We start from the raw sequence: 26023 nt of genomic DNA, 5'->3' as shown, positions 1-26023 counted from the left end.
GATGTCGCTGCGCACGGTGATCGAGCGGGTCCCGCCCGCGGGGTTCTCGTTCGTCATGGCGACGGGGATCGTCGGCACGTCGTTCGTCGCCATCGGCATCCGTCCCGTGGGGGTCGTCGCACTGGTCCTCGCGGCGGTCGGCTACGTCCTTCTGCTCGTCGCCACCGTCGGGCGCCTGATCGTCGCGCCGGGGGAGGTGCTCCGCGATGCGCGCGACCCCGCCCGCGCGTTCGGCTTCTTCACGATCGTCGCCGCGACGGGGGTGACCGCGACGCTCGGAGCGTCGCTCGGAGCCGCGGGGATGCTGCCCGGCGCCCTCGTCGTCGAGGCGCTGCTCTGGCTGCTCCTGGTCTACGGGATGCTGCCCTGGCTCGTCACGCACGCCGCGGTGCGACCGCTGCTGCCGACCGTCGACGGCGGATGGTTCCTCGTCGTCGTCGCCACCCAGTCGCTGTCGGTGCTCACGAGCGCGACAGCCGGTGATCACCACGCGCTGTCGCTCGTGGCCTTCGCGCTGTGGTGCCTGGGCATCGTCGTGTATCTGCTGCTCATGGCGGCCGTCGTGGTGCGACTGCTCTCGGAGACACGCGATCGGATCGACGTGGCGCCGACGGCCTGGGTGCTCACGGGCGCGACGGCGATTTCGACGCTCGCCGCGTCGCGTGTCCTCACCGCCGACACCGTCGCACTCCCCGGAACCGAGGGCGCCGTGACCGTCGTCTCGATGGTGCTGTGGTCGTTCGGGACGTTCCTCATCCCTTTCCTCGTCGGACTCGGCATCCGCGACCTGCGCACCAGGCCCGCCGCCCGGAGCTTCACTGTCGGATGGTGGAGCATCGTCTTCCCGATCGGCATGTACGCGACCGCGACGATCGCGCTCGGCAGGGCTGTCGACGTCGGCGAGCTCGTGGTGATCGGGACGATCGCGGTCTGGTGCGGTGGTCTGGCCTGGATGCTGGTCAGCGGACTGGCCGTGGTCCTCGCGGTGAGAGGCGACATTTCGCGGAGTCCCTGACGAATCGCGCCTTAGTTACGCAGAATCGGACGAATATGGTTGCAGGTTCCGCATCTGCGGTAGATTCGCCCCATGCAGACCTACCGCATCGCACGCGCCGCGCAGCTCCTCGGCGTGAGCGACGACACCGTCCGGCGCTGGATCGATCACGGACTCCTGCCCGTGACGGATGCCGTCCCGGCGGAGATCCCGGGCGACGCGCTCGCCGCCCGCGCGGTCGCGCTCGCCGAGGAGGCGAAGGCCGCGGACCACCTGCTGTCCAGCGCCCGCAACCGCTTCGTCGGCATCGTCACGCGCGTGCAGATCGACGGGCTGATGGCCCAGGTCGATCTCCAGGCGGGCCCGCACCGGGTCGTGTCGCTGATGTCAGCGGAGGCCGCGCGCGAACTGCATCTCGAGGTCGGCTCTCTCGCCACCGCATCCGTCAAGGCGACGCAGGTCGTCGTCGAACTCCCGAAGGACTGACATGAACCGCGCACTCCGCCGCTCCGCCACCGCGCTCCTCGCTGCCGCCGTCCTCGCCCTCACCGGGTGTGCGGGCGCGGCCGGATCCACTCCGTCGGCCTCGCCCTCCGAGACGACCGCGGAGAGCACCCTGAGCGGTGAGCTGAACGTGTACGCCGCCGCATCGCTCTCGGGTGCCTTCGACGCGATCGCCGAGGAGTTCACCGCCGAGAACCCCGACGTGACGGTCAGCCCGGTCTACGACGGCTCGTCGACGCTCGTCACCCAGATCCTCGAGGGTGCCCCGGCCGACGTCTTCGCCTCCGCCGACGAGGCGAACATGGACAAGGCGAAGGATGCCGCGATCGACCCGGCGCTCTTCGCCTCCAACACCCTCGTGATCGCGGTTCCCGCAGGCAACCCCGGAGACGTGAAATCGCTCGCCGACCTCGCCGAGGTCACCACAGTGCTCTGCGCCCCCGAGGTCCCGTGCGGCGCGGCATCCGCGAAGCTCCTCACCGCCGCCGGTGTCACGGTCCAGGCGGCGAGCCTCGAGCAGAACGTGACCGCCGTGCTCACGAAGGTCGCGGCATCCGAAGCCGACGCCGGTCTCGTGTACGCGACGGATGTGGTCGGTCGCGACGACGTCGAGGTGATCGTGCCCGAGGGCGCCGAGGACGTCGTGAACCACTATCCGATCGCCGCGCTCGCCGATGCAGCGAACCCGGATGCCGCCGAGGCGTTCGTCGCGTTCGTGCTCTCGGACGCGGGTCAGAAGATCCTGGCGGACTTCGGATTCGGCAAGCCATGAGTCCGGCCGGCGCGCAGGGCTACGCGCCCCGCGCGCTCGCCGTCCCCGCCTTCGTCGGACTGGCTCTCCTGATCGTTCCGCTCGCCGCGCTCGTCGCCCGCGTGCAGTGGTCGACGTTCATCGCGGACGTCACCTCGGAGGCCGCGCTCTCGGCGCTCACGCTGTCGCTCGTCACCGGACTCGTCGCCACGCTGCTGTGTGTCGTCGTGGGCGTGCCGCTCGCCCTGTACATCGCCCGCTCGGGCCCTCGCCTGGCGGCCGTGCTCCGCGCCGCGGTGACGGTTCCGCTCGTCCTTCCCCCGATGGTCGGCGGCGTCGCACTGCTGTACCTGTTCGGACGTGCCGGATGGCTCGGCGGCCTCGGGCTGTCGTTCAGCACCCCCGCTGTCGTGCTCGCGCAGACCTTCGTCGCCCTGCCGTTCCTGGTGCTCGCCGTCGAGGGCGCCGTGCGCACCTCCGGCGTCGACTACGAGCGCACGGCCGCGGCGCTCGGTGCGGGGCGGTGGACGATCCTCCGCCGCATCACCCTGCCGCTCGCGGCGCCCGGCATCGTGGCGGGCATCGTGCTGTGCTTCGCCCGCGCCATCGGCGAGTTCGGGGCGACGGCGCTGTTCGCCGGCAACCGCCCGGGCGTCACCCAGACCATGCCGCTCGCGATCTACACCGCGTTCAACGGCGCCGGGGTGTCGCAGGGGGCGGCGGTCGCGCTCGCGCTGCTGCTCCTCGCCACCGCCATCGCGGTGCTGCTGCTGGTGCGCGGCTGGCGGCCGGGGGCGGCGCGATGAGCGGGCTGCGTGCGCACGTGGTCGTCGCTCGTGAGTACTTCGCCGTCGATGTCGCCCTGGAGGTCGCCCCCGGTGAGACCGTCGCGGTGATGGGGCCGAGTGGGGCGGGCAAGTCGACGCTCCTCCAGGCGCTCGCCGGGCTCGAGCCACTGACCGCCGGCGAGATCGCGGTCGGAGGCAGGGTCGTCGATCGCGTCGAGACTCCGCGTGTGCGCACGGAGCCCATGAGTCGCGGCATCGTGCTGCTCGGGCAGGACGCGCGGCTGTTCCCGCACCTGTCGGTGCGCGAGAACGTGGCCTTCGGACCGCGTGCGGGTGGTGTCGACGCCCGCGCGGCGCGCGACTCCGCGGACGACTGGCTCATCCGTGTCGGTCTTCCGGGAGCAGGGGACCGCATGCCTCGAGAGCTCTCCGGCGGCGAGGGCCAACGCGTCGCCGTCGCCCGTGCGCTCGCCGCGTCTCCGCGTGCGGTGCTCCTGGACGAGCCGCTCGTCGCGCTCGATCCCGAGACGGCAGGGGAGATCCGGCGGATGCTCCGCGACCAGCTCGCGGGGACCACGACGATCGCGGTGACGCACGATGCGGCGGATGCCGTCGCGCTCGCCGAGCGCCTCGTCGTGATCGAGTCCGGTCGCGTGACGCAGAGCGGACCCGTGCGCGAGGTGCTGGCGGCACCGGCATCCGGTTTCGTCGCCTCCATCGCCGGCGTCAATCGCGTCGTCGGCATCGCACAGGACGGCGGGTGGTCGAGCGACGGGCTCCGCCTCGAGAGCGCGGATGCCGCGTCGCGCGCGCTGGCCGCGTCGGACGGAGCAGCGCTGGTAGCGGTGTTCCGCCCGCAGGATGTGCGCCTCGTCGATCACGCGGTGACGGATGCCGCCGCGTGGCGCACGCAGGTCACCCGGCTCGAGTCGACGCTGGCCGGCATCCGGGTGCACACGCCGTACTGCCAGGTCGACGTGCCGCTCGCCGATGCCGTGGGACTCGCCCCGGGGGATCCGCTGCGGCTGCGCATCGACCCCGCCGATGTGCGGTTCGTGGCGGGCGGCTGACAGCGATCCGAGCCGCGGGCGCTACGCGCGGTCGTGCAGCGTGATCCGGTAGCCGTCCGGGTCGGCGAACGTGAACGTGCGGCCGAACGGCCCGTCGATCGGCGCCGAGGCGATGGTGTGCCCGTCGGCGACGAGGGCGTCGTGGATCGTCTGGACGTCGGTGGCGTGCAGCCAGATCGCCGCGCCGATGCCGGGGTGCTCGCCGGACGACAGATCCGTGCCGGGGACCACGTCGCGCAGTGCGAAGGCGATCGGGGTCGTCTCGAACACGACCGCGTGCGGCGGCCCCGCGGGGGAGCGCACGAGACCGAGGTACTTCTCGTAGAACGCCTGAGAAGCGGCGAGATCGCGAGCCTGGAGAGAGAGGAAATCGGGGCCGGTGACGGGCATGAGCGTATCCTTTCGTTGTGTCAGTTATCTGACACGTCAGTCTATGTCAGAATACTGACATGAATCAAGACCGTGCGGGCGTCGACCTCGCGACCTCCCTGGGCTACCTGCTGAAGGAAGCCGCGAGCGCCCTGCGCTTCGAGATGGAGGCGGTTCTGCGGCCGCTCGGCATGACCGTCACCCATTACGCCTGCCTCGAGCTGCTGGCGCAGCGCCCTGGGCTCTCGAGTTCCGAACTCGCACGGGGCACGTTCGTGACCCGGCAGTCGATGAACGTCCTGCTGCAGGCGCTGGAGCGTGACGGGTCGGTGACGCGCCCCGCCGAGGCGCCCGTGGGCAAGGTGCTTCCCGCGCGGCTCACGCCCGTCGGTCGGGAGCGGCTCGCGGCGGCGAGCTCTGCGGTCCGAGCGGTGGAGGTCCGGATGCTGGGCGGGATGTCCGTGCGGGAACAGGCGGAGGCGCGCAGGATCCTCCGCAGCATGATCCACTCGCTGCGCGACTCCGGCGAAACGGCGTCGTCCTGACCCCTCGGCGACGCTGGCAATGTGCCGGTCGTCGCGGTCTCGCCTACCCTCGAGGGCGTGACGCGGGTTAGTCTCGGAAGATGACTACGAGCGAGGTGAAGCGATGACGGCCGTGCCCGTCGTCATCGGCGTCCGCGCGCCCGAGGTCATCACGGCGCCGGGAACCGCCCCGACGAGCGGCGCGCTCGTCGACACGCACGGCCGTGTGCATCGCGATCTGCGCATCTCGCTGACCGACCGCTGCTCCCTGCGCTGCACCTACTGCATGCCCGAGCAGGGCAACGAGTGGCTCGCGCGCACCAGCATCCTCTCCACCGACGAGATCGTCGAAGTGGCCGAGGTGGCTGCCGCTCTCGGCATCCGCACGTTCCGGCTCACCGGGGGCGAGCCGCTCCTGCGCGCCGACATCGTCGACGTCGTGCGCCGGATCGCCCGCATCGAGGGAGAGGACGGCCCGGTCGAGGTCGCGATGACCACGAACGGCATCAGCCTCGCGAAGAAGCTCCCCGACCTGATCGACGCGGGCCTCACGCGTCTGAACATCAGCATCGACACCGTCGACCGACAGCGCTTCGCCGACCTCACCCGTCGCGACCGGCTCGAGGACGTGTTCGAGGGCATCGCCGCCGCTGCGGCATCCGAACTCCGTCCTCTCAAGCTCAACGCCGTCGCGATGCGCGGCGTGAACGACGACGAGCTCACCGATCTCGTGGCGTTCGCGATGGAGGTCGGCGCGCAGCTGCGCTTCATCGAGCAGATGCCGCTGGACGCCGGGCACACCTGGGATCGCTCCACGATGGTGACGCGTGAGGAGATCCTCGAGAGGCTCGGTGAGCGGTGGCAGCTCGACCCCGTCCCCGGACGCGGTGGGGCACCGGCCGAGAAGTGGCGCATCGACGGCGGTCCGCACGAGGTCGGCGTGATCGCCTCGGTGACTGCGCCGTTCTGCGGCGCCTGCGACCGGCTGCGGCTGACGGCCGACGGCCAGCTGCGAAACTGCCTGTTCTCGAACGCCGAGTACGACCTCACCGCCGTGATGCGCGGCGAAGGGGCCGTCCCCGGTCAGCGGGCCGACGCGATCGCCGGGATGCTGCGCTCGTGCGTGCACGGCAAGCTGCCCGGCCACGCGATCGACGACCCCTCGTTCCTGCAGCCGGCGCGCGGCATGAACGCCATCGGCGGCTGATCCGACCGAGGGACCGTCGGTGTCAGGCCGCGTCTCGCTCCGCCGACATCGCGACGTTCGCACGTCCGCCGTCGACATCGAGCGTCGTGCCGTGCACGAACACCGATTCGTCCGAGACGAGGTAGACGGCTGCCGCGGCGATGTCGGACGCCTCGCCCGCGCGGCCCGCGGGAGCATCGGCCATCATCGTGTCGGCGCTGTGCGGAGCATCCGGATCGGAGCCGAGCGGCCGGATCACGCCGGGGGAGACGCCCACCACTCGGATGCCACGGGGCCCGAGCTCCGACGACCAGGCCCGCGTCAGCGCCTCCATCGCCGCCTTCGACGACGAATAGAGCGGGCTCGACGGCACCGCGAGCCGCGCGACCCAGGAACCGAGGTTGAGGATGACGCCGTGGCTCTTCGTGAGCGGCGCGACGAGAGCCTGCACCAGATGGAACGGCGCCTTCACGTTCACACCGTAGATCAGGTCGAACAGGTCGTCGCCGGCATCCTCCGTGGAGTGCCGCGGGTAGACGCCGGCGTTGTTGACGAGGATGTCGAGACGACCGCCGGTGAGCGCGAGCGTCTCGGTGGCGAGGGAGGCGCTGGCCGCCGGATCCCCGGTGAGATCGGCGCGCACGAAGTCGGCTCGCCCGCCGGTGTCGCGGATCTCCTGGACGACTTCGGCACCGCGATCGGCGTCGCGCCCCGAGACGATGACGTGGGCGCCCTCTGCGGCCAACGCGGTCGCGATGGCGCGTCCGATGTTGCTCGTCGAGCCCGTGACGAGAGCGGTCTTGTTCTGCAGTCTGTCTGTCATGCCGGTGACGGTACGCCGAAGATTCTGGACTCGCGAGTCCAGAAAGCGGGCAGGATGGGAGCATGACCCTCACCGCGAAAGGCCGTGCCACTCGAGAGCGCATCCTGGAGGCGACCGGTGCCTACCTGCGCAGCGACGCCCCCGGCGAGATCACCCTCGATGACATCCGGGCGGTGACCGGGACCAGCAAGGGGCAGTTGTTCCACTATTTCCCCGCGGGCAAGGAGGAGCTGCTGCTCGCCGCCATCCGGCGCGAGGCCGATCGGGTGATCGACGATCAGCAGCCGCAGCTCGACGACCTCACCAGCCGGAGCGGCTGGGAGCAGTGGAGCACGGCGGTCGTCTCCCGCTATCGCGCGCTGGGAGCCAACTGCCCACTTGCCGCGCTGATGGACCAGGCGTCGACTCCCGGTGCCGCCGAGGTCATCTCCACGCTGCTCCTCGACTGGCGGGAGCGCCTCGCCCGCGGCATCCGCGCGATGCAGGGGGCCGGAGAGGCGCGGGCCGACGCGGATGCCGCGCGGGTCGCGGCATCCGTCATCGCCGGCATCCAGGGAGGGGTGCAGGTCCTGCGATCCACGGGCGAGACCGACACGCTCGAGGCCTCGCTCGCACTCCACCTGGAGTATCTGACCCGCTGAGGCGTCGAGTGCTCTTGCGGTCGACGGGGGACTCCTGGGAGCATCACCTGGTGGTGAGTTCCGCGGGTGTCGAGACCGAGGGCGTCGTCGACGTCGGCGAACTCCCCGGCATGGACCGAGGACGTCAGCTCTGCGAATGCGACCACGGGGGCGAGGAGGCCTACCAGGCGTGCGGGCGCAAGGCCAAGTGGCGGGTCACGATCGACTGCATCTGCGGAGAGGGGCATCCGCGGCGCGTCGAGATCCTCTGCTCACGCTGCATGCGCACCGCGCGGCAGACCTACGGACGCGAGGCGATCACCGTCCGCCACCTCTGACGACCACCTGTCTCAGCGGACGACGGCGGTCTGCGCCGCAAGCGCGAAGGCCGTCACGCGATCCGGCTGCGCGCCGACCCCGCCGGGGCCCCGCGTGGACGCCGTTCCGCAGGCGACGGCGAACGCGATCGCGTCGTCGACCGGCATGTCGAGCAGGCGGGCGGTGAGGAAGCCGGCCGCGAGCGTGTCGCCTGCGCCGACGGTGTCCACGAGGTCGGAGTCGAGCGGCGGAACGCTCGCGCGAATCCGCTCGATGTCCTCGGCCGAGCGCCAGGCGGCGACCGCGCCGTCGGCACCGAGCTTCGCGACGACGACCGCGCTCTCCGGCATGGCCGCGAGGAGCTGGGCGATCGCCGCGTCGATGTCGTCCGCTCGGGTGATGCCGGTCAATTCCTCCTCGTTCCCGAAGAAGACATCGACGTGCGGCATCAGGTCGAGGATGCCGGAGCCCCACCGCTCGTCCGGGTCGAAGTTGCCGTCGAGTGACGTGGTCACCCCGGCCGCCCGAGCGGCGCGGAAGAGCGCGGGTGCCTCGGCGTGCAGGTCGTGCTGGAGGAAGTAGCTGCCCACATGCAGGTGCGCGGCGGAGGCGAGGTCGTCGGCCGTGACGTCGGCGGCCCGGACGGTGCCGATCGAGCCCATCGATGTGAGGATGGCGCGATCGCCGTTCGGCCGCGTGAGATGCGTGGATGCGCCGGTGGGGAGCGCGGCGTCGACGCGAACGCCGGCGGTGTCGACCCGGCGCTCGCGCAGCTCGGTGTCGAGGAAGCGCCCGAACGTGTCGTCACCGCGCACGCTGATCAGTCGGGTGTCGACGCCGAGGGCGGCGGCTCCGCACGCCGTGATCGCCGACGAGCTGCCCATCGTCAACGTCGTGCGGGGAACGATCTGCTCGTGCTGCCCGAAGCGGATCTCGTCATCCACCTCGATGATCAGGTCGACGCAGAGCTCGCCGACGACGAGCAGACGGCCTCTCGGTTCGTGCCCGGTCACGTGCGGCTAGCCGAGGAATTCGCGGGCCGCCGACGACAGCGCGGTCACGCCGACCTCGATGGTCGGGTGGATCTCCGGGGCGAAGAACGGCGAGTGGTTGGTCGGGATGTCCTTGTCCAGTCGGCCGGCCTCGACGGCCTCGGCGAAGCGCGCGGGGTCGACGCCGCCCCAGAACCAGAAGACCAGCGGCACACCGGCGTCCCGCGCGAACCACGAGACGTCCTCGCTGCCGGTGAACATGCCGGGATCGATGACGGATTCCTCGCCCAGTGCGCGCTGCAGGGCCGCGGTCACGCGCGCCGTGGCATCGTCGTCGTTGATGGTGGCAGGCAGGGTGTGCAGCGTGCGGATCTCGGGCTCGCGCTCCGCGCCGGAGGCGAGGGCCTCGGCGCGCACGATGCGCTCGACGCTCGCGAGCACCTTCTCGCGGGCCTGCTCGTTCGGGTAGCGCAGGCTCAGCTCGAGCGTCGCCTCGGCCGGGATGATGTTGTTCTTCAGGCCGGCGTGGATCGAGCCGACCGTCACGACGCCCACGCCCTGCGGGTCGATCTCGCGGGAGGCGATGGTCTGCAGTCGCATGACGGTCGCGGCGGCCATGACCACCGGATCGATCGTGGAGTGCGGGCGCGAGCCGTGCCCGCCCCGGCCGTGCAGGACCACGGTGAGACCGTCGGATGCCGCCATCTGTGTACCGCTGCGCACGCCGATGATCCCGGCGGGCAGCGGGGTGACGTGCTGTCCGAGCACGATGTCGGGCTTCGGGTAGCGGTCGAGGAGGCCGTCGTCGAGCATCGCCCGCGCGCCGGCGCCGTACTCCTCGGCCGGCTGGATCAGCACCACGAGCGTGCCCGACCAGTCGGCCCGCTCGGCGACCAGCTTCTCGACCGCGCCGATCATCGCGGTCACGTGCATGTCGTGCCCGCACGCGTGCATGACCGGGACGGTGTTGCCCGAGGGATCGACGCCCTTCGCCGTGCTCGCGTATGCCCGCCCGGTCTGCTCCTCGACGGGCAGCGCATCCATGTCCGCCCGCACCCACACGACCGGGCCGTCACCGTTCTGAAGGATTCCGACGACTCCGGTGACTCCGACGCCCTCTTCGACCTCGAGACCCAGATCGCGCAGGTGGGCGGCGGCGATGCCGGCGGTGCGCGTCTCCTGGAACGAGAGCTCGGGGTGCTGGTGCAGGTCGATGTAGAGCGCTTCGAGGTCGATCGTCATGGCCCCGAGCCTATCCCTGGGTGCTGCCGACGGATCCGCTATTCATATCACTTGACAGTCATATGAATGAAGGGTCATACTATCGTGATGACCGATGTCTTCGCCCTCGTCGCCGAACCCTCTCGGCGACGCATCCTCGACGAACTCTCCGCGACTGACGGATTGCTCGTGGGGGACATCGTCGAGGCGACCGGGCTCTCGCAGTCGAACGTCTCGAAGCATCTGGGTGTCCTCCGGCAGGGAAACCTCGTCTACGGCATCCCGGAGGGCAAGGCCCGTCGGTATCGGATCGAACCGAGCGCGCTTGCGCCGATCGAAGAGTGGCTGGCGCCGTATCGGCGCAAGTGGACCGATGCGATCGAATCCCTCGCTCGCCACCTGGATGAGACCCCGGAAAGGACCGACCATGGTCACTGAAGCGAGTGTCGACCGCACCGACCCGAGACGGCCGGTGCTGCTGCTCACCCGGCACCTGCCGCATTCGGTCGAGCGCGTCTGGAGATCGCTCATCGATTCGGAGGAGGCGAGTCGCTGGTTCCCCTGTCGAGTGGAGATCGAGCCGCGCGAAGGCGGCGTCATCTCCTTCATCTTCGATGGCGAAGCTCCCGAGATCTCTCACGTGAGCGAGTTCGATCCCCCGCATGCGCTCGCCTACGAATGGTCCGGCGAACATCTGCGCTGGACGGTCGAAGCCGATGGTGACGGGTGCATCCTGCGCCTGAGCAACACCATCGTCGACCCCGACTCTGTGCCGCGGACGGCGGCCGGCTGGGACACGTGTCTCGAGGATCTGCGGGCCCTGCTCGACGGCGAGGCGGGCGCGGAACGGTCGGGAGTCGACGAAGCCAAGATCGCCCACTATCGAGCCGAACTCGCGTAACGTCCGGACCGCGGCCGCGCCTGCTCGCCGGGATTGAGGCGTCGAGCGGGCGGACGTGTCACGCCTCGCGGGCGTAGGTCCCCAGCTCCGGTCCCGGATGCAGGACGCCGTTCACGATCGCGCGGATCGCGAACTCGCTCGCCTCTCCGAGTTCGATGACGCCGGGGTGCAGGAGCCACTGCAGCTGCAGCCCGTCCATGACGGCCAGGATGCCGGCGGATGCTGCGGCGATGCTCTGCGGGTCGTCCACGCCCTCCTGGGCGCAGAGCTCGTGGAACGCCGCCGTCACCTCGCGGCGCAGCGTCGTGTACCGCTCCTCGAAGTACTCCCGCCCGGGGTGGTCGTCGGTGACGGACTCGGAGGAGAGCACGGTGTACGCCTGCACGATGCCCGGGCGCTTCTCGTTGGCGAAGGCCGTGCGCACGAGGTGCAGGAAGAGCTCGGGCCCGCCGGGGATGTGCTTCTTCTCGAGTGCCGCCACATCCGCCTGGTCACGGTAGGAGAGCACCTCGAGCAGCAGCTTCTGCTTGGAGCCGAAGTGGTGGAGCACGCCGGCGTGGGTGAGGCCGACCTGCTCGGCCACGTCCGCCAGCGTGCCGTTCGTCGACCCCTTGTTGCCGAAGATCTCGACCGCTGCGGTGAGGATCTGCTCACGCTTCGCGAGGGTCGACGGACGCACTCGCGACTTCTCGTCTGCCACGCGGTGCTCCTCTCCGACTCGTACTTGCCAATGAACTTACCAGTGGGTAACCTCGCAATCACTTACTTTCTCGCCAGTAAGTGAATGTCCCCCACGCAGCACAACGACCGTGCCCAAGGAGAAGCAATGAAGCTCAGGAAATCCCTGATCGCCGTCACGGCGATCACCGCCCTCGGAATCTCAGCCCTCGCGGGCTGCTCCGCCGGCGGAAACGACGACGCCGGCTCCGGCGATTCGGCCTCCCTCACCATCGCGAAGCCCGACGGCGCGATCACCACCGAGTCGAACAACCCGTTCGTCGGCGACTCGTCCGCCTCGAAGTACGGCTACGGCAAGGTCATCTTCGAGACGCTCGGCCTCGTCAACCAGACCGGCGACCGCGAGGTCACCCCGTGGCTGGCCGAGAGCATCGAATGGAACGACGACTACACCGCGGTCACCGTGGTCCCGCGCAAGGACGTCACCTGGAGCGATGGCGAGCCGTTCACCGCCGACGACATCGTCTTCACGTACGAGCTCGTCTCGACCCCGGCGCTCGACACCGCCGGCCTGCAGTTCGAGGGTGCGACGGTCGAGGGCGACGCCGTCACCCTGACCTTCGGCCAGTCGAAGTTCGTCAACCAGGCCCGCGTGCTGCACGTGCCGATCGTCCCCAAGCACATCTGGGAGAACCTCGACGATCCGGCAACGAACCCCGTCAAGGGCGACGACCTGGTCGGCACCGGCCCGTACGCGCTGTCGAACTGGTCGACCGAGTCGGTCACCCTCGAGGCGCGCGACGACTACTGGGGCGGCGACCTGGCCGTGCCCGAGCTGCACTACGTCTCGTACGGCGACAACACCGCGCTGACCACCGCGCTCGCCCAGGGCGAAGCGGACTGGGCGCAGGCGTTCATCCCGCAGATCGAGGAGCAGTTCCTCTCCGCCGACCCCGAGCACAACAAGTTCTGGGCCGCGCCGACGACCGGATCCGCGACGCTCTTCATGAACCTGCACCAGAAGCCGTTCGACGACCCCGCGTTCCGTCAGGCCCTCGCCTGGGTGATCGACCGCGACGCCTACGTCGACATCGCCCGCGAGGGTGCGAGCGAGCCGGTCTGGTCGGTCACCGGACTCTCCTCGATCCTCGAGGACGAGATCCAGCCCGAGTTCCAGGGCAAGGACTACTCGGTGGATGCCGAGAAGGCCCGCGGCGTGCTCGAAGCAGCCGGCTACACGTGGAGCGGCGACGCGCTCATCGATCCCGACGGCACGCCCGTCTCGTTCACGCTCTCGGTTCCCTCCGGATGGAGCGACTGGAACACCGCGCAGGAGCTGATCGCCGAAGACGTCTCCGAGTCCATCGGCGCCGAGGTGAAGATCGACATGCCCGACTGGGGCGGCTGGCAGGGCCCGCGCGACGACGGCTCGTTCTCGGCGATCATCCACTGGCTCGAGGACAGCGGCACCGCCTACGGTCTGTACACCTCGACGATGGACCCGCGCTGGATCTCGCCCGACGGCATCGCCGGCTTCAACTTCGGACGCTTCGAGGACCCGGCCGCGACGGAGGCGCTGAACACCTACGCGAACGCGGCATCCGATGAGGAGCGCACGGCGGCCCTCGACACCATGCAGAAGATCTTCGTCGAGCAGGTTCCGGCGATCCCGCTGGGTGCGCACCCGCTGCTCGGCGAGTTCAACACGCGGAACTACGTGGGCTGGCCGTCGGAGGAGGACCCGTACGCGTCGGCCGACCCGACGCAGCAGAACATCGTGCAGATCCTCACGAAGCTGAAGCCCGCCGAGTAACGCATCCGACGGGGAGCGTCGGCGGCTTCGACAGGCTCAGCCACCCAGCAATGGGTCCCTGAGCCTGTCGAAGGGTCGGCGCCTCCCCCTCTGATCGATGAAGGACACACACCCATGTCAGACCCCCTCCTCTCCGTGCGCGACTTCTCGGTCGTGTACGACGTCGATCCTCCGGTCGAGGCGGTGACCGATGTCACCCTCGAACTGCAGCGCGGCGAGATCCTCGGACTCGCCGGCGAGAGCGGATGCGGCAAGACCACGCTCGCGTACGGCGTGCAGCGCCTGCTACGCGCGCCGGCCGTCATCACCGGCGGAGACGTCATCTTCCACGATGTCTCCGGCGACGACGTCGACATCAACGCCCTCGGCGCCGACGCGATGCAGCGCTTTCGCTGGGACAAGGTCTCGATGGTGTTCCAGGGGGCGATGAACGCCCTCAACCCGGTCGACACGATCGGCTCCCAGCTCGAGGACGTCTTCGAGATCCATCGCCCGGGGATGAACCGCCGCCAGCGCCGGGCCGAGGCCGAGGAGCTGCTCGAGATCGTGAAGGTCGGACGACAGCGCATGAGGTCGTTCCCGCACGAGCTCTCCGGCGGCATGCGCCAGCGCGTGATGATCGCCATGGCCCTCGCGCTGCGGCCCCAGCTCATGGTGATGGACGAGCCGACCACCGCGCTCGATGTGCTGGTGCAGCGCGAGATCATCAAGCAGATCTCCCAGCTGCGTCATGAGTTCGGCTTCTCGGTGATCTTCATCACCCACGACCTTCCCCTGCTCCTCGAGATCAGCGACCGGATCGCGATCATGCGCGAGGGGCGCATCATCGAGCTCGCGAGCGCCGAGGAGATCTGGCTGCGACCGCAGCACGAGTACACGAGGACCCTGCTGTCGTCGTTCCCCCGGCTGACCGGGGAGAGAGGGGTGCTGGTCCGATGACCACGCTCGAGTTCCGCGGCGTCACGAAGAGCTACAACGTCCGCGGTGCCGGACGCATCAAGGCGCTCGACGACGTCAGCTTCACGCTGACCTCGGGGCGGACGATCGGCCTCGTCGGCCAGTCCGGCAGCGGCAAGTCGACCATCGCGAAGATCCTCACGCAGCTCGAGACGCCCACCAGCGGCGAGGTGCTGCTCGACGGGCAGCCGATCCCGCGTCGTGGCAGGGGATTGCGGCGCTACCGGCAGCAGCTGCGCATGGTCTTCCAGGATCCCTTCGCCTCGCTCAACCCGTACCACTCGATCCGCTATCACCTCGAGCGGCCCATCAGACTCGACGCCGTCGTGCCGAAGAAGGACACCGACGCCGAGGTCCGTCGTCTGCTCGCCCGGGTGCGCCTCGATGCGGATGCCGTGATCGACCGCCGCCCGCACGAGCTCTCCGGCGGCCAGCGCCAGCGCGTCGCCATCGCCCGCGCGCTCGCCTCGCGCCCGTCGCTTCTCGTCGCCGACGAGCCGGTGTCGATGCTCGACGTCTCCATCCGTCTCGGCGTGCTGACCCTGCTCGCCGACCTGCAGCGCGAGGAGGGGCTCGGCGTGCTCTACATCACCCACGATCTCGCCACCGCCCGGCACTTCAGCGACGAGATCATGGTGCTCAACCAGGGGCGGGTCGTGGAGTACGGCACCGCCGACGACGTCATCCTCAACCCCCAGAATCCGTACACCCGCGAGCTGCGCGCGGCATCCCCCGACCCGGAGAAGCACTTCGCCTCGGCCGCATCGACCGGAGGTGCACTGTGAGCACGGCATTCCCCCAGCTCGACGACGACGATCTCGTCGCGAAGGACGCCCTCGAGGTCGGCACGACGGCGACGACCGCCGAGCGCACCCGCCGACCGGTGCCCTGGCGGTTCTTCGCCGGGCGCGCCGTCTTCTACCTCTTCACCCTCTGGGCGGCGCTCACGATCAACTTCTTCCTGCCGCGCTTCATGAAGGGCGACGCGGTGAGCTCGTACCTCGCGCGCAACCGCAACGTGAGCCCGGAGGCCGCCGACTCGCTCCGCATCCTGCTCGGCATCGACACCGACAAGTCGATCTGGCAGCAGTACCTCGAGTACTGGGGCATGCTGTTCCGCGGCGATCTGGGCATCTCGACCCTGCACGGTCTGCGCCCGGTCGGCGAGGTGCTGTCGGCGGCGCTGCCGTGGACGCTCGGCCTGGTCGGACTCGCCACGATCATCTCGTTCGCGATCGGCACGATCGGCGGTGCCATCGTCGGCTGGCGGCGCGGCAGCAGGCTCGACGCGCTGATCCCCATCACCACGTTCTTCAACACCATCCCGTACTTCTGGCTCGGCCTCATCGCGATCGCGATCTTCTCCTCGACGCTGAAGTGGTTCCCCTCCTCGCACGCCTACGACAAGGGGCAGTCGCCGGAGTGGAGCCTCGACTTCATCGGCCAGGTGATCATGCACGGAACCCTCCCGGCGCTGACCATCATCATCGCCTCGCTGGGCGGATGGATGCTCGGCATGCGCAACATGATGCTGACCGTGCTCGACGAGGACTACATCACCGTCGCGCAGGCGAAGGGCATGCCGAACCGCCGCGTGCTGTGGGCCTACGCCGCCCGCAACGCCGTGCTGCCGCAGATCCAGAGCTTCGCCCTCTCGATCGGCTTCATCGTCGGTGGCACGATCGTGATGGAGATGGTCTTCAGCTACCCCGGTGTCGGCAAGCTGCTGCTCGACGCCACCAACGCCAAGGACTATGCGCTCATGCAGGGCGTGTTCCTCGTGATCACGCTCTCGGTGCTCGTCGCGAACATCCTCGCCGATGTCGTGTACGCCTACCTCGACCCGCGCACTCGTCAGACGGAGGCCTGAGATGACCGTTCCCACCACCGCCGGAACCACCGCCCCTGACGGATCGCCGGTCGTCTCGGGGATGCCGGAGACAGCGACCCTGCGTGCGCCGGCATCCGTCCCTCCGGAGCAGCGCACCTTCCGCTCGCAGCTCGCGCAGGCGTTCGCGATGTTCCGCAACCGCAAGTCGATCGCCGGGCTCATCATCCTCGGCGTGTTCGTCCTCGTCGCGATCCTCGCCGACTGGATCGCCCCCTACGGCGCGACCGAGAAGGACCGCTCGGCGCTGCGGCAGCCGCCGTCGTTCGAGCACTGGCTCGGCACCACCCACATGGGCGAGGACGTGCTCAGCCAGATCATCTTCGGCACCCGCGGCGTGATCGTCGTCGGCTTCCTCTCCGCCGCCATCGCCACGGTCATCGCGATCACGATCGGGGTCATCTCCGGCTACGTGCGCGGCTGGAAGAGCGAGTCTCTCTCGGCGCTGACCAACGTGTTCCTGGTGATCCCCGGCATCCCGCTGATCATCATCATCGCGTCGCAGTTCGAGAACCCGCCGCTGATCGTGATCGCCGCCGTCCTCGGCCTGACCGGATGGGCGTGGGGCGCGAGAGTGCTGCGCGCGCAGACGATGTCGCTGCGCAATCGCGACTTCATCCAGGCGGCGCGCGCGAACGGCGAGCCCCTGCGCCGCATCATCACCGTCGAGATGCTGCCGAACCTCATGGCGCTCATCGCGTCGAGCTTCGTCGGAACCGTGACCGCTGCGATCCTGGGCCTCACCACGCTCGCCTTCATCGGCGTGATCCCGGTGAGCAACCTGAACTGGGGCACGATCCTGTTCTGGGCCCAGCAGAACGGCGCGTTCCCCCGGCTGTGGTGGTGGTACGTTCCCGCAGGTCTCTGCATCGCCATCATCGGCGTCGCGCTCTCGCTCATCAACTTCGGGATCGACGAGTACGTCAACCCGCGCCTGCGCTCGGCCGGCGAGCGGGCCAGGGCCATGAAGAAGAAGGGCCTGAACGTGAACGACGCGGTCACCGCCGTGCGCAGCATCCCGACCTCCCCGAAGACCGCGTCGTCTCCGAACACGACGAACATGACGAAGACACAGAACACGAAGTGATGACCTCTCCCACGCTGACGACCACCCTCCCGTACCGCGACCCCGCACTGCCGATCCCCGAGCGCGTCGCCGATCTCCTCGACCGGATGACGCTGGAGGAGAAGATCGGGCAGATGCTGCAGCTCGACGCACGCGACGATCTCGACGACCACATCCTGCGCCGACGGGCAGGGTCCATCCTGCACACCTCGCCGGAGCGCATCCTGCGGGCGAACGAGCTGACCGCCGAGACCCGCTTGCGGATCCCGCTGCTCGTCGCCGAGGACTGCATCCACGGCCACTCGTTCTGGCCCGGTGCGACGATCTATCCCACGCAGCTCGGCATGGCGGCGTCGTGGGATGCCGGTCTGCTCGAGCGCGTCGCCCGCGCCACGGCGGAGGAGGTCGCCGTCACCGGCATCCACTGGACGTTCTCGCCGGTGCTCTGCATCTCGCGCGATCTGCGCTGGGGGCGGGTGAGCGAGACCTTCGGCGAGGACCCGTTCCTCATCGGCGAGCTCGCCAGTGCCATGGTGCGCGGCTATCAGGGCGACGGTCTCGACGATCCCACCGCGATCCTCGCGACGGCCAAGCACTTCGCCGGCTACTCCGAGACGCAGGGCGGGCGGGACGCGAGCGAGGCGGACATCTCCCGACGGAAGCTCCGGTCCTGGTTCCTCCCGCCGTTCGAGCGGGTCGCCCGTGAGGGCTGCCGGTCGTTCATGCTCGGGTACCAGACCATGGACGGGGTGCCGATCACGACCAACGAGTGGCTGCTCAGCGATGTGCTGCGCGGCGAGTGGGGCTACACCGGGACGCTCATCACCGACTGGGACAACGTCGGGCGGATGGTCTGGGAGCAGCGCATCCAGCCCGACATCGCGCACGCCGCCGCGGCGGCGGTGCGGGCCGGGAACGACATGATCATGACGACACCCGGATTCTTCGAGGGTGCTCTGGATGCCGTGGCGCAGGGGCTTCTCGCGGAGGACGCCTTCGACGCCGCGGCCGCGCGGATCCTCACGCTGAAGTTCGAGCTGGGGCTCTTCGAGGACCCGCGGCTCCCGGGAGCGGAACTGGATGCCGTCGTCGGCAGCGCTGCGCACGCGGAGCTGAATCTCGAGACGGCCCGCCGCTCGATCGTGCTGCTCGAGAACGACGGCGTGCTGCCGCTCGACGCCACCGCTTCGCTCCGGGTCGCGGTCGTCGGCCCGCTCGCCGACGACGCGCAGACGCAGCTCGGCGACTGGGCGGGAGGGTCGGGACAGGCCGGCTGGCTCGACGGGCAGCCGCGCGACATGATCGCGACCGTCCGCGACGGACTGGAGGGCATCGACGGCTGGAACGTCTCCTACGCCCGCGGCGCCGACATCCTCACCCTGGAGGAGGACCCGCAGGGCGCGTTCTTCCCGGACCACCAGCCGCGACCGCCGGTGGTGAAGCCGTGCGCGCCGGATGAGGCTCTGATCGCTGAGGCCGTCGCGGCGGCATCCGCGTCCGATGTGGTCGTCGCCGTCGTGGGCGACCGCATCGAGCTCGTCGGCGAAGGGCGATCGACCGCGACGCTCGAGCTCATCGGCGGGCAGAACGCCCTGCTCGACGCGGTGATCGCGACGGGCAAGCCCGTGGTCGTGGTGCTTCTCGCGTCGAAGCCGCTCGTGCTGCCGGCATCCGTGCAGCAGGCGGCCGCCGTGATCTGGGCGGCGAACCCGGGGATGCAGGGCGGGCGCGCGCTCGCCGAGATCATCTCCGGAGCCGTCGAGCCCTCGGGACGCCTGCCGATCTCGTTCGCGCGGCATGTGGGCCAGCAGCCGACCTACTACAACCAGATCCGCGGCCAGCACGGCGACCGCTACGCCGACCTCACCCAGTCGCCCGCGTGGGCGTTCGGGGAAGGGCGGTCGTACACGACGGTCGAGTACTCCGACCTCGCGCTCGAGTCGCCAGCGCTGGCGGTGGACGACACGATCGTCGGGCACATCACCGTGACGAACACGGGGGAGCGTCCGGTGCGCGAGACCGTGCAGGTGTACGTGCGGGATGCCGTGACCAGCGTGAGCTGGACCGACAAGGAGCTCAAGACCTACCGCCAGGTCGACATCGAGCCGGGCGAGTCGGTGCGGGTGCGGCTGGAGCTGCCGGTCGCCGACTGCACGATCGTGGATGCCGCCGGCATCCGCGTCGTCGAGCCGGGGGCGTTCGAGCTGCTGGTGGGACCGTCGTCGCGGGACGAGGTGCTGCTGACCGCCGGGTTCGAGGTGGCCTGAGTCGCGCCGATTTGACCTCAAGTGCAGTTGAGGTTTTACGGTGGCACTGTGACCCGGACGAAGACCACCCGATGACCTATGTCATCGCCCTGCCGTGCGTCGATGTGAAGGACAAGGCCTGCATCGACGAGTGCCCCGTCGACTGCATCTACGAGGGTGAACGTTCGCTGTACATCCATCCGGACGAGTGCGTCGACTGCGGTGCCTGCGAGCCGGTGTGCCCGGTCGAGGCGATCTACTACGAGGACGACCTGCCCGGCGAATGGCAGGACTACTACAAGGCCAACGTCGAGTTCTTCGACGAGATCGGATCGCCGGGAGGCGCCGCCAAGACGGGGATGCTGTCGTTCGACCACCCCGTCGTCGCCGTCCTCCCACCCCAGGAGGCGCACGCATGACCATCACCGAACCGCGCATCGCCATCGTCGGGGCGGGACCCGCGGGCATCTACGCCGCCGACATCCTGCTCGGGCGCGTGCCGCACGCCTCGATCGACCTCTTCGAGAAGCTCCCCGCACCGTACGGCCTGGTCCGGTACGGCGTCGCCCCCGACCACCCGCGCATCCGCAGGATCACCGATGCGCTGCACGACGTGCTCGTGAACCCCCGGATCCGGCTGCGGTGCAACGTCGAGATCGGTGTCGACGTCACCGTCGACGCACTCCGCGCAGCCTACGACGGTGTGATCATCGCGACGGGCGCCGACCTCGACGTCGCCCTCGACATCCCCGGCATCGACCTGCCGGGATCGTTCGGTGCCGCGGAGTTCGTCGCCTGGTACGACGGGCACCCGGACACGACACGCACCTGGCCGCTCACGGCCGAGTCGGTCGCCGTGCTCGGCGCCGGCAATGTCGCGCTCGATGTGACGAGGATCCTCGCCAAGCCCGCATCGGCGCTGATGCGCACCGATACCCCGGACGCGGTGCTCGACGGGCTCGCTGCGAGCCCGTTGCGCGACGTCCACCTCTTCGCCCGACGCGGTCCCGCCGACGTGCGCTTCTCCGCGATGGAGCTGCGCGAGCTCGCCGATCAGGAGGACGTCGATGTGATCGTCGACCCCGATGAGCTCGCGCTCGACGCGCACGCCGAGCGGATGATGGCGCAGTTCACGCAGCGTCGCATCATCGTGCGCACCCTGACCGAGTGGGCCGCGCTCGATCCCGCGAGCCGCACCGGCTCACGCCGCATCCACCTGCATCTGCGGCAGCGTCCGGTCCGGCTGCTCGGCAGCGACCGGGTCACCGGGATCGAGATGGAGCGCACGGCATCCGACGAGCTGGGCCGCTTGGTCGGCACCGGGAAGCTGCTGCGCTACGACGTCGGGGCCGTCTACCGTGCTGTGGGATATCGGTCGTCGCCGGTTCCCGGGGTGCCGTTCGCCGCAGATCCGGGCGTCGTGCCGCATGTCGAGGGCCGCGTCGTGGATGTCGACGGGTCACCCGTTCCGCGGCTCTACGCCACCGGCTGGATCAAGCGGGGTCCGGTCGGTCTCATCGGCTCGACCAAATCGGATGCCGCGCAGACGGTCTCCCACCTCGTGGACGATCTCGCGGTCGCCGACGTCGCACGCGAGGACCGCGACGACGACCCGATCGCTCACCTCGCGCGCGCCGTCGATCTCGACGGCTGGCTGCGGATCGACGCCGCGGAGCGCGGTGCCGGAGCCGAACGAGGACGCGAGCGCACCAAGATCGTCGATCGCTCGGAGATGCTCGCGCACGCCGGGCAGGGGCAGCGGATGGAGGTCGCTCGATGAGCACGGCACCCGTGCCCACGCCGGTCGGCGACGGGCTCAAGGCGGCCTTCCGCACACATCCCGCGGGTGTGGCGATCATCACGGCGAGCACCCCGGCGGGGCCGGTCGGGCTCACGGCGTCGAGCGTCGCCTCGGTGGCCGTCGACCCCGCCGCGATCGTCTTCTCGGTGACCCGGGCGACCGGCTCCGCCGGCGCGATCCTCGCAGCCGACTCCTTCGTCGTGCACCTCATCGACGACGAGCACTCCGCTCTCGCGCAGACGTTCGCGGTCAGCGGCTCCGAGCGCTTCACGACGGAGCAGGGATGGGCGACGCTCCCGACCGGTGAGCCGCACCTCGCCGGAGCCCGCGTCGCGCTGCGCTGCCGCCCCATCCAGACCGTCCCGGTCGGCTCGTCGACCGTGGTCATCGCCGAGGTGCTCGAGGTGCTTCCCGGAACCGCCGGGCGGCCGCTCGTCTACCTCGACCGCCGCTTCCATCCGCTGCCGCACGACACCCACCTCTGAAAGGAAGACATCATGTCCGCTCTCTACACGCTCCCCGAGCTCCCGTACGACTACTCCGCTCTCGAGCCGCACATCTCCGGCAAGATCATGGAGCTGCACCACTCGAAGCACCACCAGGCCTACGTCACCGGCGCGAACACCGCGCTCGAGCAGCTCGCGGCGGCACGCAGCGCCGGCGACCTCGCGAACGTGAACAAGCTCGAGAAGGACCTCGCGTTCAACCTCGGCGGCCACATCAACCACTCGGTGTTCTGGCAGAACCTCTCGCCCGAGGGCGGCGGGGCTCCCGAGGGCGAGCTCGAGGCCGCGCTCGTCGACGCGTTCGGGTCGATCGATGCCTTCCGCGCGCACTTCACCGCCACCGCGCTCGGCGTGCAGGGCTCGGGCTGGGCCGTTCTCGCCTGGGATTCCGTGGGAGCACGACCGGTGATCTTCCAGCTGTTCGACCAGCAGGGCAATGCCCCGCTCGGCGTGACGCCGCTTCTGCAGCTCGACGTGTGGGAGCACGCCTACTACCTCGACTACCTCAACGTGCGCGCCGACTACGTGAAGGCGTTCTGGGAGCTCGTGAACTGGCCCGACGTGCAGCGCCGCTTCGAGACCGCCCGCGCCGCGAAGGGCCTCATCGTCGCATCATGACCTGACCGCTTCTGCCGGGTCGGCGGAACAGCTCAGACGAGTCGGGCGGTCGTCCCGCGCACGTTCAGCTCGTACGGCAGGGCGGCCGGGATGCGCACGGCATCCGGCTCGGAGAGCTTTGCGAGCACGGCATCCGCCGCTCGCTCCCCCTGGCCGAGCGGGAACTGGTCGACGGTCGTGAGTCGGAAGAACTCCCCGAGCTCATGCCCGTCGATGCCCACGATCGACAGGTCGTCCGGCACGCCGAAGCCCAGGTCGCGGGCAGCGAGAAGCGCACCGATCGCCATCTCGTCGGATGCGGCGAACACGGCGGTCGGGCGGGGCCCCGGGCGGCCGAGCAGCTGCTTGGCCGCCCGATAGCCACCCTCGACCGTGAAGTCCGCGGGCTCCAGGAAGGCGGGGTTGAGCGGGATGCCGGCCTTCGCCAGCGCCCGCTCGAAACCCAGTCGTCGGTTGGTCGGGATGTGGAAGTCGAGGTCGAACTCGGGGTTCGCCCCGATGTGCGCGATGTCGGTGTGGCCGAGTCCGATGAGGTGCTCGGTGGCCAGCTGCGCCACGGCGACGTCGTCGACCGTCAGGGTGTCGAGCTTCGGGTTCGGTCCGCCGATCGCGATGACCGGGAGTCCGAGCTCGAGCAGGTACTGCGTCTCGTCCTCGTCGAGCTCGATCGACACCGCGATCACGGCATCCACCCGCTGACGGCGCAGGAACGTGTCGAACACGTGCCGACGCACGTCCTTGTCGGCGGTGATGTTGTAGAGCGTGATGTCGTAACCCTCGCGCATCAGAGCGGCCGAGACCCCGGACAGCACGGTGCTGAAGAACCAGCGGTCGAGGAACGGCACCACGACGCCGATGTTCCGCGTGCGCCCCGAGGCGAGGCTCGAGGCCCGCGAGGAGACGACGTAGCCGAGCGTCTGCGCTGCCGCCTGCACACGCTCCCTGGCGGACGCGGAGACCTGCCCGCGGCCGCTCAGAGCGCGTGAGACGGTCGCCGTGGAGACCCCGGCGAGCCGGGCCACCTCATCGATGCTCGCCATGCGGTTCCTCCGTCGGATCCTGTTCCGGTCGCAGCTTCTCACCCTCGGCGGGTGGTTCTCGGTGAGAAATCGCGACCGGAACGGAAGGGTGGTCAGGCCGTCGTGTACCAGGCGGCCGTGTCGACGGGCAGCGAGGTGCCGTCGAACGGCCGGCTCGACAGCACGACCTTCGCGCCGGCGGGCAGTTCGAGCGGGGCGGTGCCGAGGTTCGCGACCACGTGCACGTCGCCGCGGCGGAAGGCCACGGCATCCGTTCCCGCGTCCTCCCACACGAGCGAGCCGCTGCCGAAGCCGTGCTCGCGTCGTGCCGTCAGCAGCTGCTTGTACAGCGACAGCGTCGACGTCGGATCGGCCTCTTCGACATCCCGCGCGTAGGTCGCCCAGTCGGCCGGCTGCGGCAGCCAGGATGCCCCGGTGTCGTTGAACCCGAAGGCGGTGCCCTCTGCGGTCCAGGGCAGCGGCACGCGGCATCCGTCGCGTCCGTAGCGCTCGCCGTTCGTGCGGAACCAGGTCGGGTCCTGCCGGAACGCGTCGGGGATCTCCATCGCCTCGGGGAGACCGAGCTCCTCGCCCTGGTAGAGATACGCGGAGCCGGGGAGGGCCAGCATCAGGGTGGTCGCCGCGCGGGCGCGTGCCAGTCCGATCGCCGTGTCGGGCTTGTCGGGCGTGTTCGGTCCGATGCCCTCGCCCTGCGGGTTGTCGGCCGTCAGCGCGAGCCGGCTCGCGTGACGCACGACGTCGTGGTTAGAGAGCACCCAGGTGCTGGGGGCGCCGACCGCGCCGAACGCGTCGAGCGACTCGCGGATGACGTCCGCGAGCTCCTTCGCGTCCCACGGGGTCATGAGATACGGGAAGTTGAACGTCTGGTGCATCTCGTCGGGGCGCACCCAGAGAGCGGTCTGCTTCAGCGTCGGCATCCAGGCCTCGCCGCAGAGTGCGCGGTCGCCGTCGTACTCGGCGAGCACCTCGTGCCAGTCGCGGTAGATGTCGTGCACGCCGTCCTGGCCCCAGTACGGCACGTTCGCCTCGCCGCCGCCCATGGAGTCGGCGTCGGCCGGGGGCGTGTAGTCGGGCAGGCCGTCGGCCTTGATCATGCCGTGCGCGACGTCGACGCGGAACCCGTCGACACCGCGGTCGAGCCAGAAGCGCAGGATCGAGCGGAACTCCTCGCGCACCTCTTCGTTGTTCCAGTCGAAGTCGGGCTGCGTGGGGTCGAAGATGTGCAGGTACCACTGGCCGGGAGTGCCGTCGGCTTCGACGATGCGCTCCCACATGCCGCCGCCGAACACGGACTCCCAGTTGTTCGGCGGGAGCTCGCCGTTCTCGCCCTTGCCGTCGCGGAAGATGTAGCGCGCACGCTCGGGGCTTCCGGGGGCGGCCTTGAGCGCCTCCTGGAACCAGGCGTGCTGCGCCGAGGAGTGGTTCGGGACGAGATCGACGACCACGCGGATGCCGCGGGCATGGGCCTCGGCCAGCATCTCGTCGAAGTCGGCGAGGGTGCCGAAGAGCGGGTCGACGTCGCGGTAGTCGGCGACGTCGTAGCCGGCATCGCGCTGGGGGCTGGTCATGAACGGACTCAGCCAGATCGCGTCGACGCCGAGATCCTTCAGCGAGTCGAGCCGTGCTGTGATGCCCGGCAGGTCGCCGATGCCGTCGCCCGACGCGTCGGCGAAGGAGCGCGGGTAGATCTGGTAGATGACGGCGCTGCGCCACCACTCGGAACCGGGGGCTGCGATCTGTTCAAGCTGTGCCATGGGACGAGACTAGTGCAAACGCTTACATTCCCGCCAGACCGGCGATCGAATCGGTTCGGAGGGCGGGGCGGATGCGCGCTCCCGGCGCCGCTTGCAGGCCGCGAGACCACAGGGGAGTAGCCTGACGGCATCCGATTCGAGGAGGCAATGATGGTTCCCGAGATCAACTACTGGGCGGTGCTGCTGGCAACCGCGTCGAGCATGCTCGTCGGCTCGGTCTGGTACGCGCCGAAAGTGTTCGGCACGCGCTGGTCGAAGCTCGCGAACGTCGACATGGATCGGCCGGCCGCGACGGCGATGTGGCCCATCATCACCACGGTCATCGTGAGCTTCCTCACGGCATGGGTGCTCGCCGGAGCATCCGCCATCGCCTGGCACTTCTACGGCGGCCCGTTCTTCTGGGGCACGATCGTGACGGGCGTGACGCTCTGGGCCGGATTCACGGCCGCCCGCTTCATCACGCACGACGCCTTCGAAGGGCGCTCGACCAGGCTCACGACCCTGAACATCGCGCACGAGCTGGTCACGGTCGTGGTCATGGCGATCATCATCGGCGTCTGGCCGCCCGCGCTGGGATAGGAGCGATCCCTGATCG

General features: G+C 69.7%; 29 protein-coding genes. 22 read left to right on the top strand and 7 right to left on the bottom strand.

Going from position 1 to position 26023, the window contains the following annotated elements:
• The first annotated feature begins 1 nt into the window (after position 1).
• The 5 genes from MRBLWH11_RS02720 (at position 2) to MRBLWH11_RS02700 (ending at position 4107) form a co-directional block, all read left to right on the top strand.
• Entirely contained in the window at positions 2-1015 is a 1014-nt protein-coding gene (locus tag MRBLWH11_RS02720) for a tellurite resistance/C4-dicarboxylate transporter family protein (RefSeq protein ID WP_341946582.1), read from the top strand.
• Positions 1016-1087: 72 nt separating this feature from the next.
• A complete protein-coding gene (locus MRBLWH11_RS02715; protein WP_116636000.1) occupies positions 1088-1480 on the top strand; it encodes a TOBE domain-containing protein in 393 nt (130 codons plus the stop codon).
• 1 nt (position 1481) lies between these two features.
• Complete coding sequence (modA, locus tag MRBLWH11_RS02710) at positions 1482-2270, top strand: molybdate ABC transporter substrate-binding protein (protein WP_341946581.1); 789 nt, start codon at positions 1482-1484, stop codon at positions 2268-2270.
• Entirely contained in the window at positions 2267-3055 is a 789-nt protein-coding gene (modB, locus tag MRBLWH11_RS02705) for a molybdate ABC transporter permease subunit (RefSeq protein WP_116635998.1), read from the top strand. The genes modA and modB overlap by 4 nt, the downstream gene beginning before the upstream one ends.
• Complete coding sequence (locus tag MRBLWH11_RS02700) at positions 3052-4107, top strand: ABC transporter ATP-binding protein (RefSeq protein ID WP_341946580.1); 1056 nt, start codon at positions 3052-3054, stop codon at positions 4105-4107. Before modB ends, MRBLWH11_RS02700 begins: the two co-directional genes overlap by 4 nt.
• Positions 4108-4128: 21 nt before the next feature.
• Here the strand turns inward: MRBLWH11_RS02700 and MRBLWH11_RS02695 are convergent, their stop codons facing one another.
• Positions 4129-4497 carry a VOC family protein gene (locus MRBLWH11_RS02695; RefSeq protein WP_116635996.1) on the bottom strand — a complete coding sequence of 123 codons (369 nt, stop codon included), beginning with the start codon at positions 4495-4497 and terminating at the stop codon, positions 4129-4131.
• A gap of 59 nt (positions 4498-4556) precedes the next feature.
• On the opposite strand from MRBLWH11_RS02695, the gene MRBLWH11_RS02690 reads away from it, so the two are divergent.
• Entirely contained in the window at positions 4557-5021 is a 465-nt protein-coding gene (locus tag MRBLWH11_RS02690) for a MarR family transcriptional regulator (protein ID WP_341946579.1), read from the top strand.
• A gap of 103 nt (positions 5022-5124) precedes the next feature.
• On the top strand, positions 5125-6207 hold the full coding sequence (gene moaA, locus MRBLWH11_RS02685) for a GTP 3',8-cyclase MoaA (RefSeq protein WP_341946578.1): 1083 nt from the start codon (positions 5125-5127) through the stop codon (positions 6205-6207).
• 22 nt (positions 6208-6229) lie between these two features.
• On the opposite strand, the gene MRBLWH11_RS02680 is transcribed toward moaA, so the two are convergent.
• A complete protein-coding gene (locus tag MRBLWH11_RS02680) occupies positions 6230-7009 on the bottom strand; it encodes an SDR family oxidoreductase (RefSeq protein ID WP_341946577.1) in 780 nt (259 codons plus the stop codon).
• Between the two features lie 62 nt (positions 7010-7071).
• Here MRBLWH11_RS02680 and MRBLWH11_RS02675 point away from each other — a divergent pair, with 62 nt between their 5' ends.
• Entirely contained in the window at positions 7072-7650 is a 579-nt protein-coding gene (locus MRBLWH11_RS02675; protein WP_341946576.1) for a TetR/AcrR family transcriptional regulator, read from the top strand.
• Positions 7651-7700: 50 nt separating this feature from the next.
• Positions 7701-7967: a hypothetical protein gene (locus MRBLWH11_RS02670; protein WP_341946575.1), complete on the top strand. Its 267-nt coding sequence runs from the start codon at positions 7701-7703 to the stop codon at positions 7965-7967.
• 12 nt (positions 7968-7979) lie between these two features.
• On the opposite strand, the gene MRBLWH11_RS02665 is transcribed toward MRBLWH11_RS02670, so the two are convergent.
• Together MRBLWH11_RS02665 and MRBLWH11_RS02660 are read right to left on the bottom strand one after the other, a co-directional pair.
• Complete coding sequence (locus tag MRBLWH11_RS02665; RefSeq protein ID WP_341946574.1) at positions 7980-8960, bottom strand: carbohydrate kinase family protein; 981 nt, start codon at positions 8958-8960, stop codon at positions 7980-7982.
• 6 nt (positions 8961-8966) lie between these two features.
• Positions 8967-10181 (bottom strand): amidohydrolase, encoded by a 1215-nt coding sequence (locus tag MRBLWH11_RS02660; protein ID WP_341946573.1) that lies wholly within the window; start codon positions 10179-10181, stop codon positions 8967-8969.
• Between the two features lie 87 nt (positions 10182-10268).
• Between MRBLWH11_RS02660 and MRBLWH11_RS02655 the strand changes: the two genes are divergently transcribed.
• Both MRBLWH11_RS02655 and MRBLWH11_RS02650 read left to right on the top strand, forming a co-directional pair.
• Positions 10269-10598: a metalloregulator ArsR/SmtB family transcription factor gene (locus MRBLWH11_RS02655; RefSeq protein WP_341946572.1), complete on the top strand. Its 330-nt coding sequence runs from the start codon at positions 10269-10271 to the stop codon at positions 10596-10598.
• Positions 10588-11061: an SRPBCC family protein gene (locus MRBLWH11_RS02650; RefSeq protein ID WP_341946571.1), complete on the top strand. Its 474-nt coding sequence runs from the start codon at positions 10588-10590 to the stop codon at positions 11059-11061. Before MRBLWH11_RS02655 ends, MRBLWH11_RS02650 begins: the two co-directional genes overlap by 11 nt.
• Before the next feature lie 58 nt (positions 11062-11119).
• Here the strand turns inward: MRBLWH11_RS02650 and MRBLWH11_RS02645 are convergent, their stop codons facing one another.
• Positions 11120-11761, bottom strand: coding sequence for a TetR/AcrR family transcriptional regulator (locus tag MRBLWH11_RS02645; protein ID WP_341946570.1), 642 nt, complete (start codon positions 11759-11761; stop codon positions 11120-11122).
• Between the two features lie 126 nt (positions 11762-11887).
• Between MRBLWH11_RS02645 and MRBLWH11_RS02640 the strand changes: the two genes are divergently transcribed.
• The 10 genes from MRBLWH11_RS02640 (at position 11888) to MRBLWH11_RS02595 (ending at position 22634) form a co-directional block, all read left to right on the top strand.
• Positions 11888-13552: an ABC transporter substrate-binding protein gene (locus MRBLWH11_RS02640; protein ID WP_116635987.1), complete on the top strand. Its 1665-nt coding sequence runs from the start codon at positions 11888-11890 to the stop codon at positions 13550-13552.
• Positions 13553-13666: 114 nt separating this feature from the next.
• Complete coding sequence (locus tag MRBLWH11_RS02635) at positions 13667-14491, top strand: ABC transporter ATP-binding protein (protein ID WP_341946569.1); 825 nt, start codon at positions 13667-13669, stop codon at positions 14489-14491.
• Complete coding sequence (locus MRBLWH11_RS02630) at positions 14488-15294, top strand: ATP-binding cassette domain-containing protein (protein ID WP_116635985.1); 807 nt, start codon at positions 14488-14490, stop codon at positions 15292-15294. The genes MRBLWH11_RS02635 and MRBLWH11_RS02630 overlap by 4 nt, the downstream gene beginning before the upstream one ends.
• A complete protein-coding gene (locus MRBLWH11_RS02625; RefSeq protein WP_341946568.1) occupies positions 15291-16379 on the top strand; it encodes an ABC transporter permease in 1089 nt (362 codons plus the stop codon). The genes MRBLWH11_RS02630 and MRBLWH11_RS02625 overlap by 4 nt, the downstream gene beginning before the upstream one ends.
• Before the next feature lies 1 nt (position 16380).
• On the top strand, positions 16381-17484 hold the full coding sequence (locus MRBLWH11_RS02620) for an ABC transporter permease (RefSeq protein WP_207769975.1): 1104 nt from the start codon (positions 16381-16383) through the stop codon (positions 17482-17484).
• Positions 17484-19730 carry a glycoside hydrolase family 3 N-terminal domain-containing protein gene (locus tag MRBLWH11_RS02615; RefSeq protein WP_341946567.1) on the top strand — a complete coding sequence of 749 codons (2247 nt, stop codon included), beginning with the start codon at positions 17484-17486 and terminating at the stop codon, positions 19728-19730. The genes MRBLWH11_RS02620 and MRBLWH11_RS02615 overlap by 1 nt, the downstream gene beginning before the upstream one ends.
• A 71-nt stretch (positions 19731-19801) precedes the next feature.
• Positions 19802-20128 (top strand): ferredoxin, encoded by a 327-nt coding sequence (gene fdxA / locus MRBLWH11_RS02610; protein ID WP_341946566.1) that lies wholly within the window; start codon positions 19802-19804, stop codon positions 20126-20128.
• On the top strand, positions 20125-21489 hold the full coding sequence (locus MRBLWH11_RS02605; RefSeq protein ID WP_341946565.1) for an FAD-dependent oxidoreductase: 1365 nt from the start codon (positions 20125-20127) through the stop codon (positions 21487-21489). Before fdxA ends, MRBLWH11_RS02605 begins: the two co-directional genes overlap by 4 nt.
• Positions 21486-21995, top strand: a complete 510-nt coding sequence (locus MRBLWH11_RS02600; RefSeq protein WP_116635980.1) for a flavin reductase family protein — start codon at positions 21486-21488, stop codon at positions 21993-21995. Before MRBLWH11_RS02605 ends, MRBLWH11_RS02600 begins: the two co-directional genes overlap by 4 nt.
• A 12-nt stretch (positions 21996-22007) precedes the next feature.
• On the top strand, positions 22008-22634 hold the full coding sequence (locus MRBLWH11_RS02595) for a superoxide dismutase (RefSeq protein WP_341946564.1): 627 nt from the start codon (positions 22008-22010) through the stop codon (positions 22632-22634).
• A gap of 32 nt (positions 22635-22666) precedes the next feature.
• Here the strand turns inward: MRBLWH11_RS02595 and MRBLWH11_RS02590 are convergent, their stop codons facing one another.
• The gene (locus tag MRBLWH11_RS02590) at positions 22667-23674 is read right to left on the bottom strand and encodes a LacI family DNA-binding transcriptional regulator (RefSeq protein ID WP_116635978.1); all 1008 of its coding nucleotides are present in this window, start codon (positions 23672-23674) and stop codon (positions 22667-22669) included.
• A 92-nt stretch (positions 23675-23766) separates the two neighbouring features.
• The gene (locus MRBLWH11_RS02585; protein ID WP_341946563.1) at positions 23767-25428 is read right to left on the bottom strand and encodes a glycoside hydrolase family 13 protein; all 1662 of its coding nucleotides are present in this window, start codon (positions 25426-25428) and stop codon (positions 23767-23769) included.
• A gap of 150 nt (positions 25429-25578) precedes the next feature.
• Here MRBLWH11_RS02585 and MRBLWH11_RS02580 point away from each other — a divergent pair, with 150 nt between their 5' ends.
• A complete protein-coding gene (locus tag MRBLWH11_RS02580; RefSeq protein WP_116635976.1) occupies positions 25579-26007 on the top strand; it encodes a DUF1761 domain-containing protein in 429 nt (142 codons plus the stop codon).
• Positions 26008-26023: the final 16 nt, after the last annotated feature.

Origin of the sequence: Microbacterium sp. LWH11-1.2 (genome assembly GCF_038397745.1) — a bacterium.
GTDB lineage: Bacteria > Actinomycetota > Actinomycetes > Actinomycetales > Microbacteriaceae > Microbacterium.
This window is presented reverse-complemented; position numbering and strand designations above follow the sequence as displayed.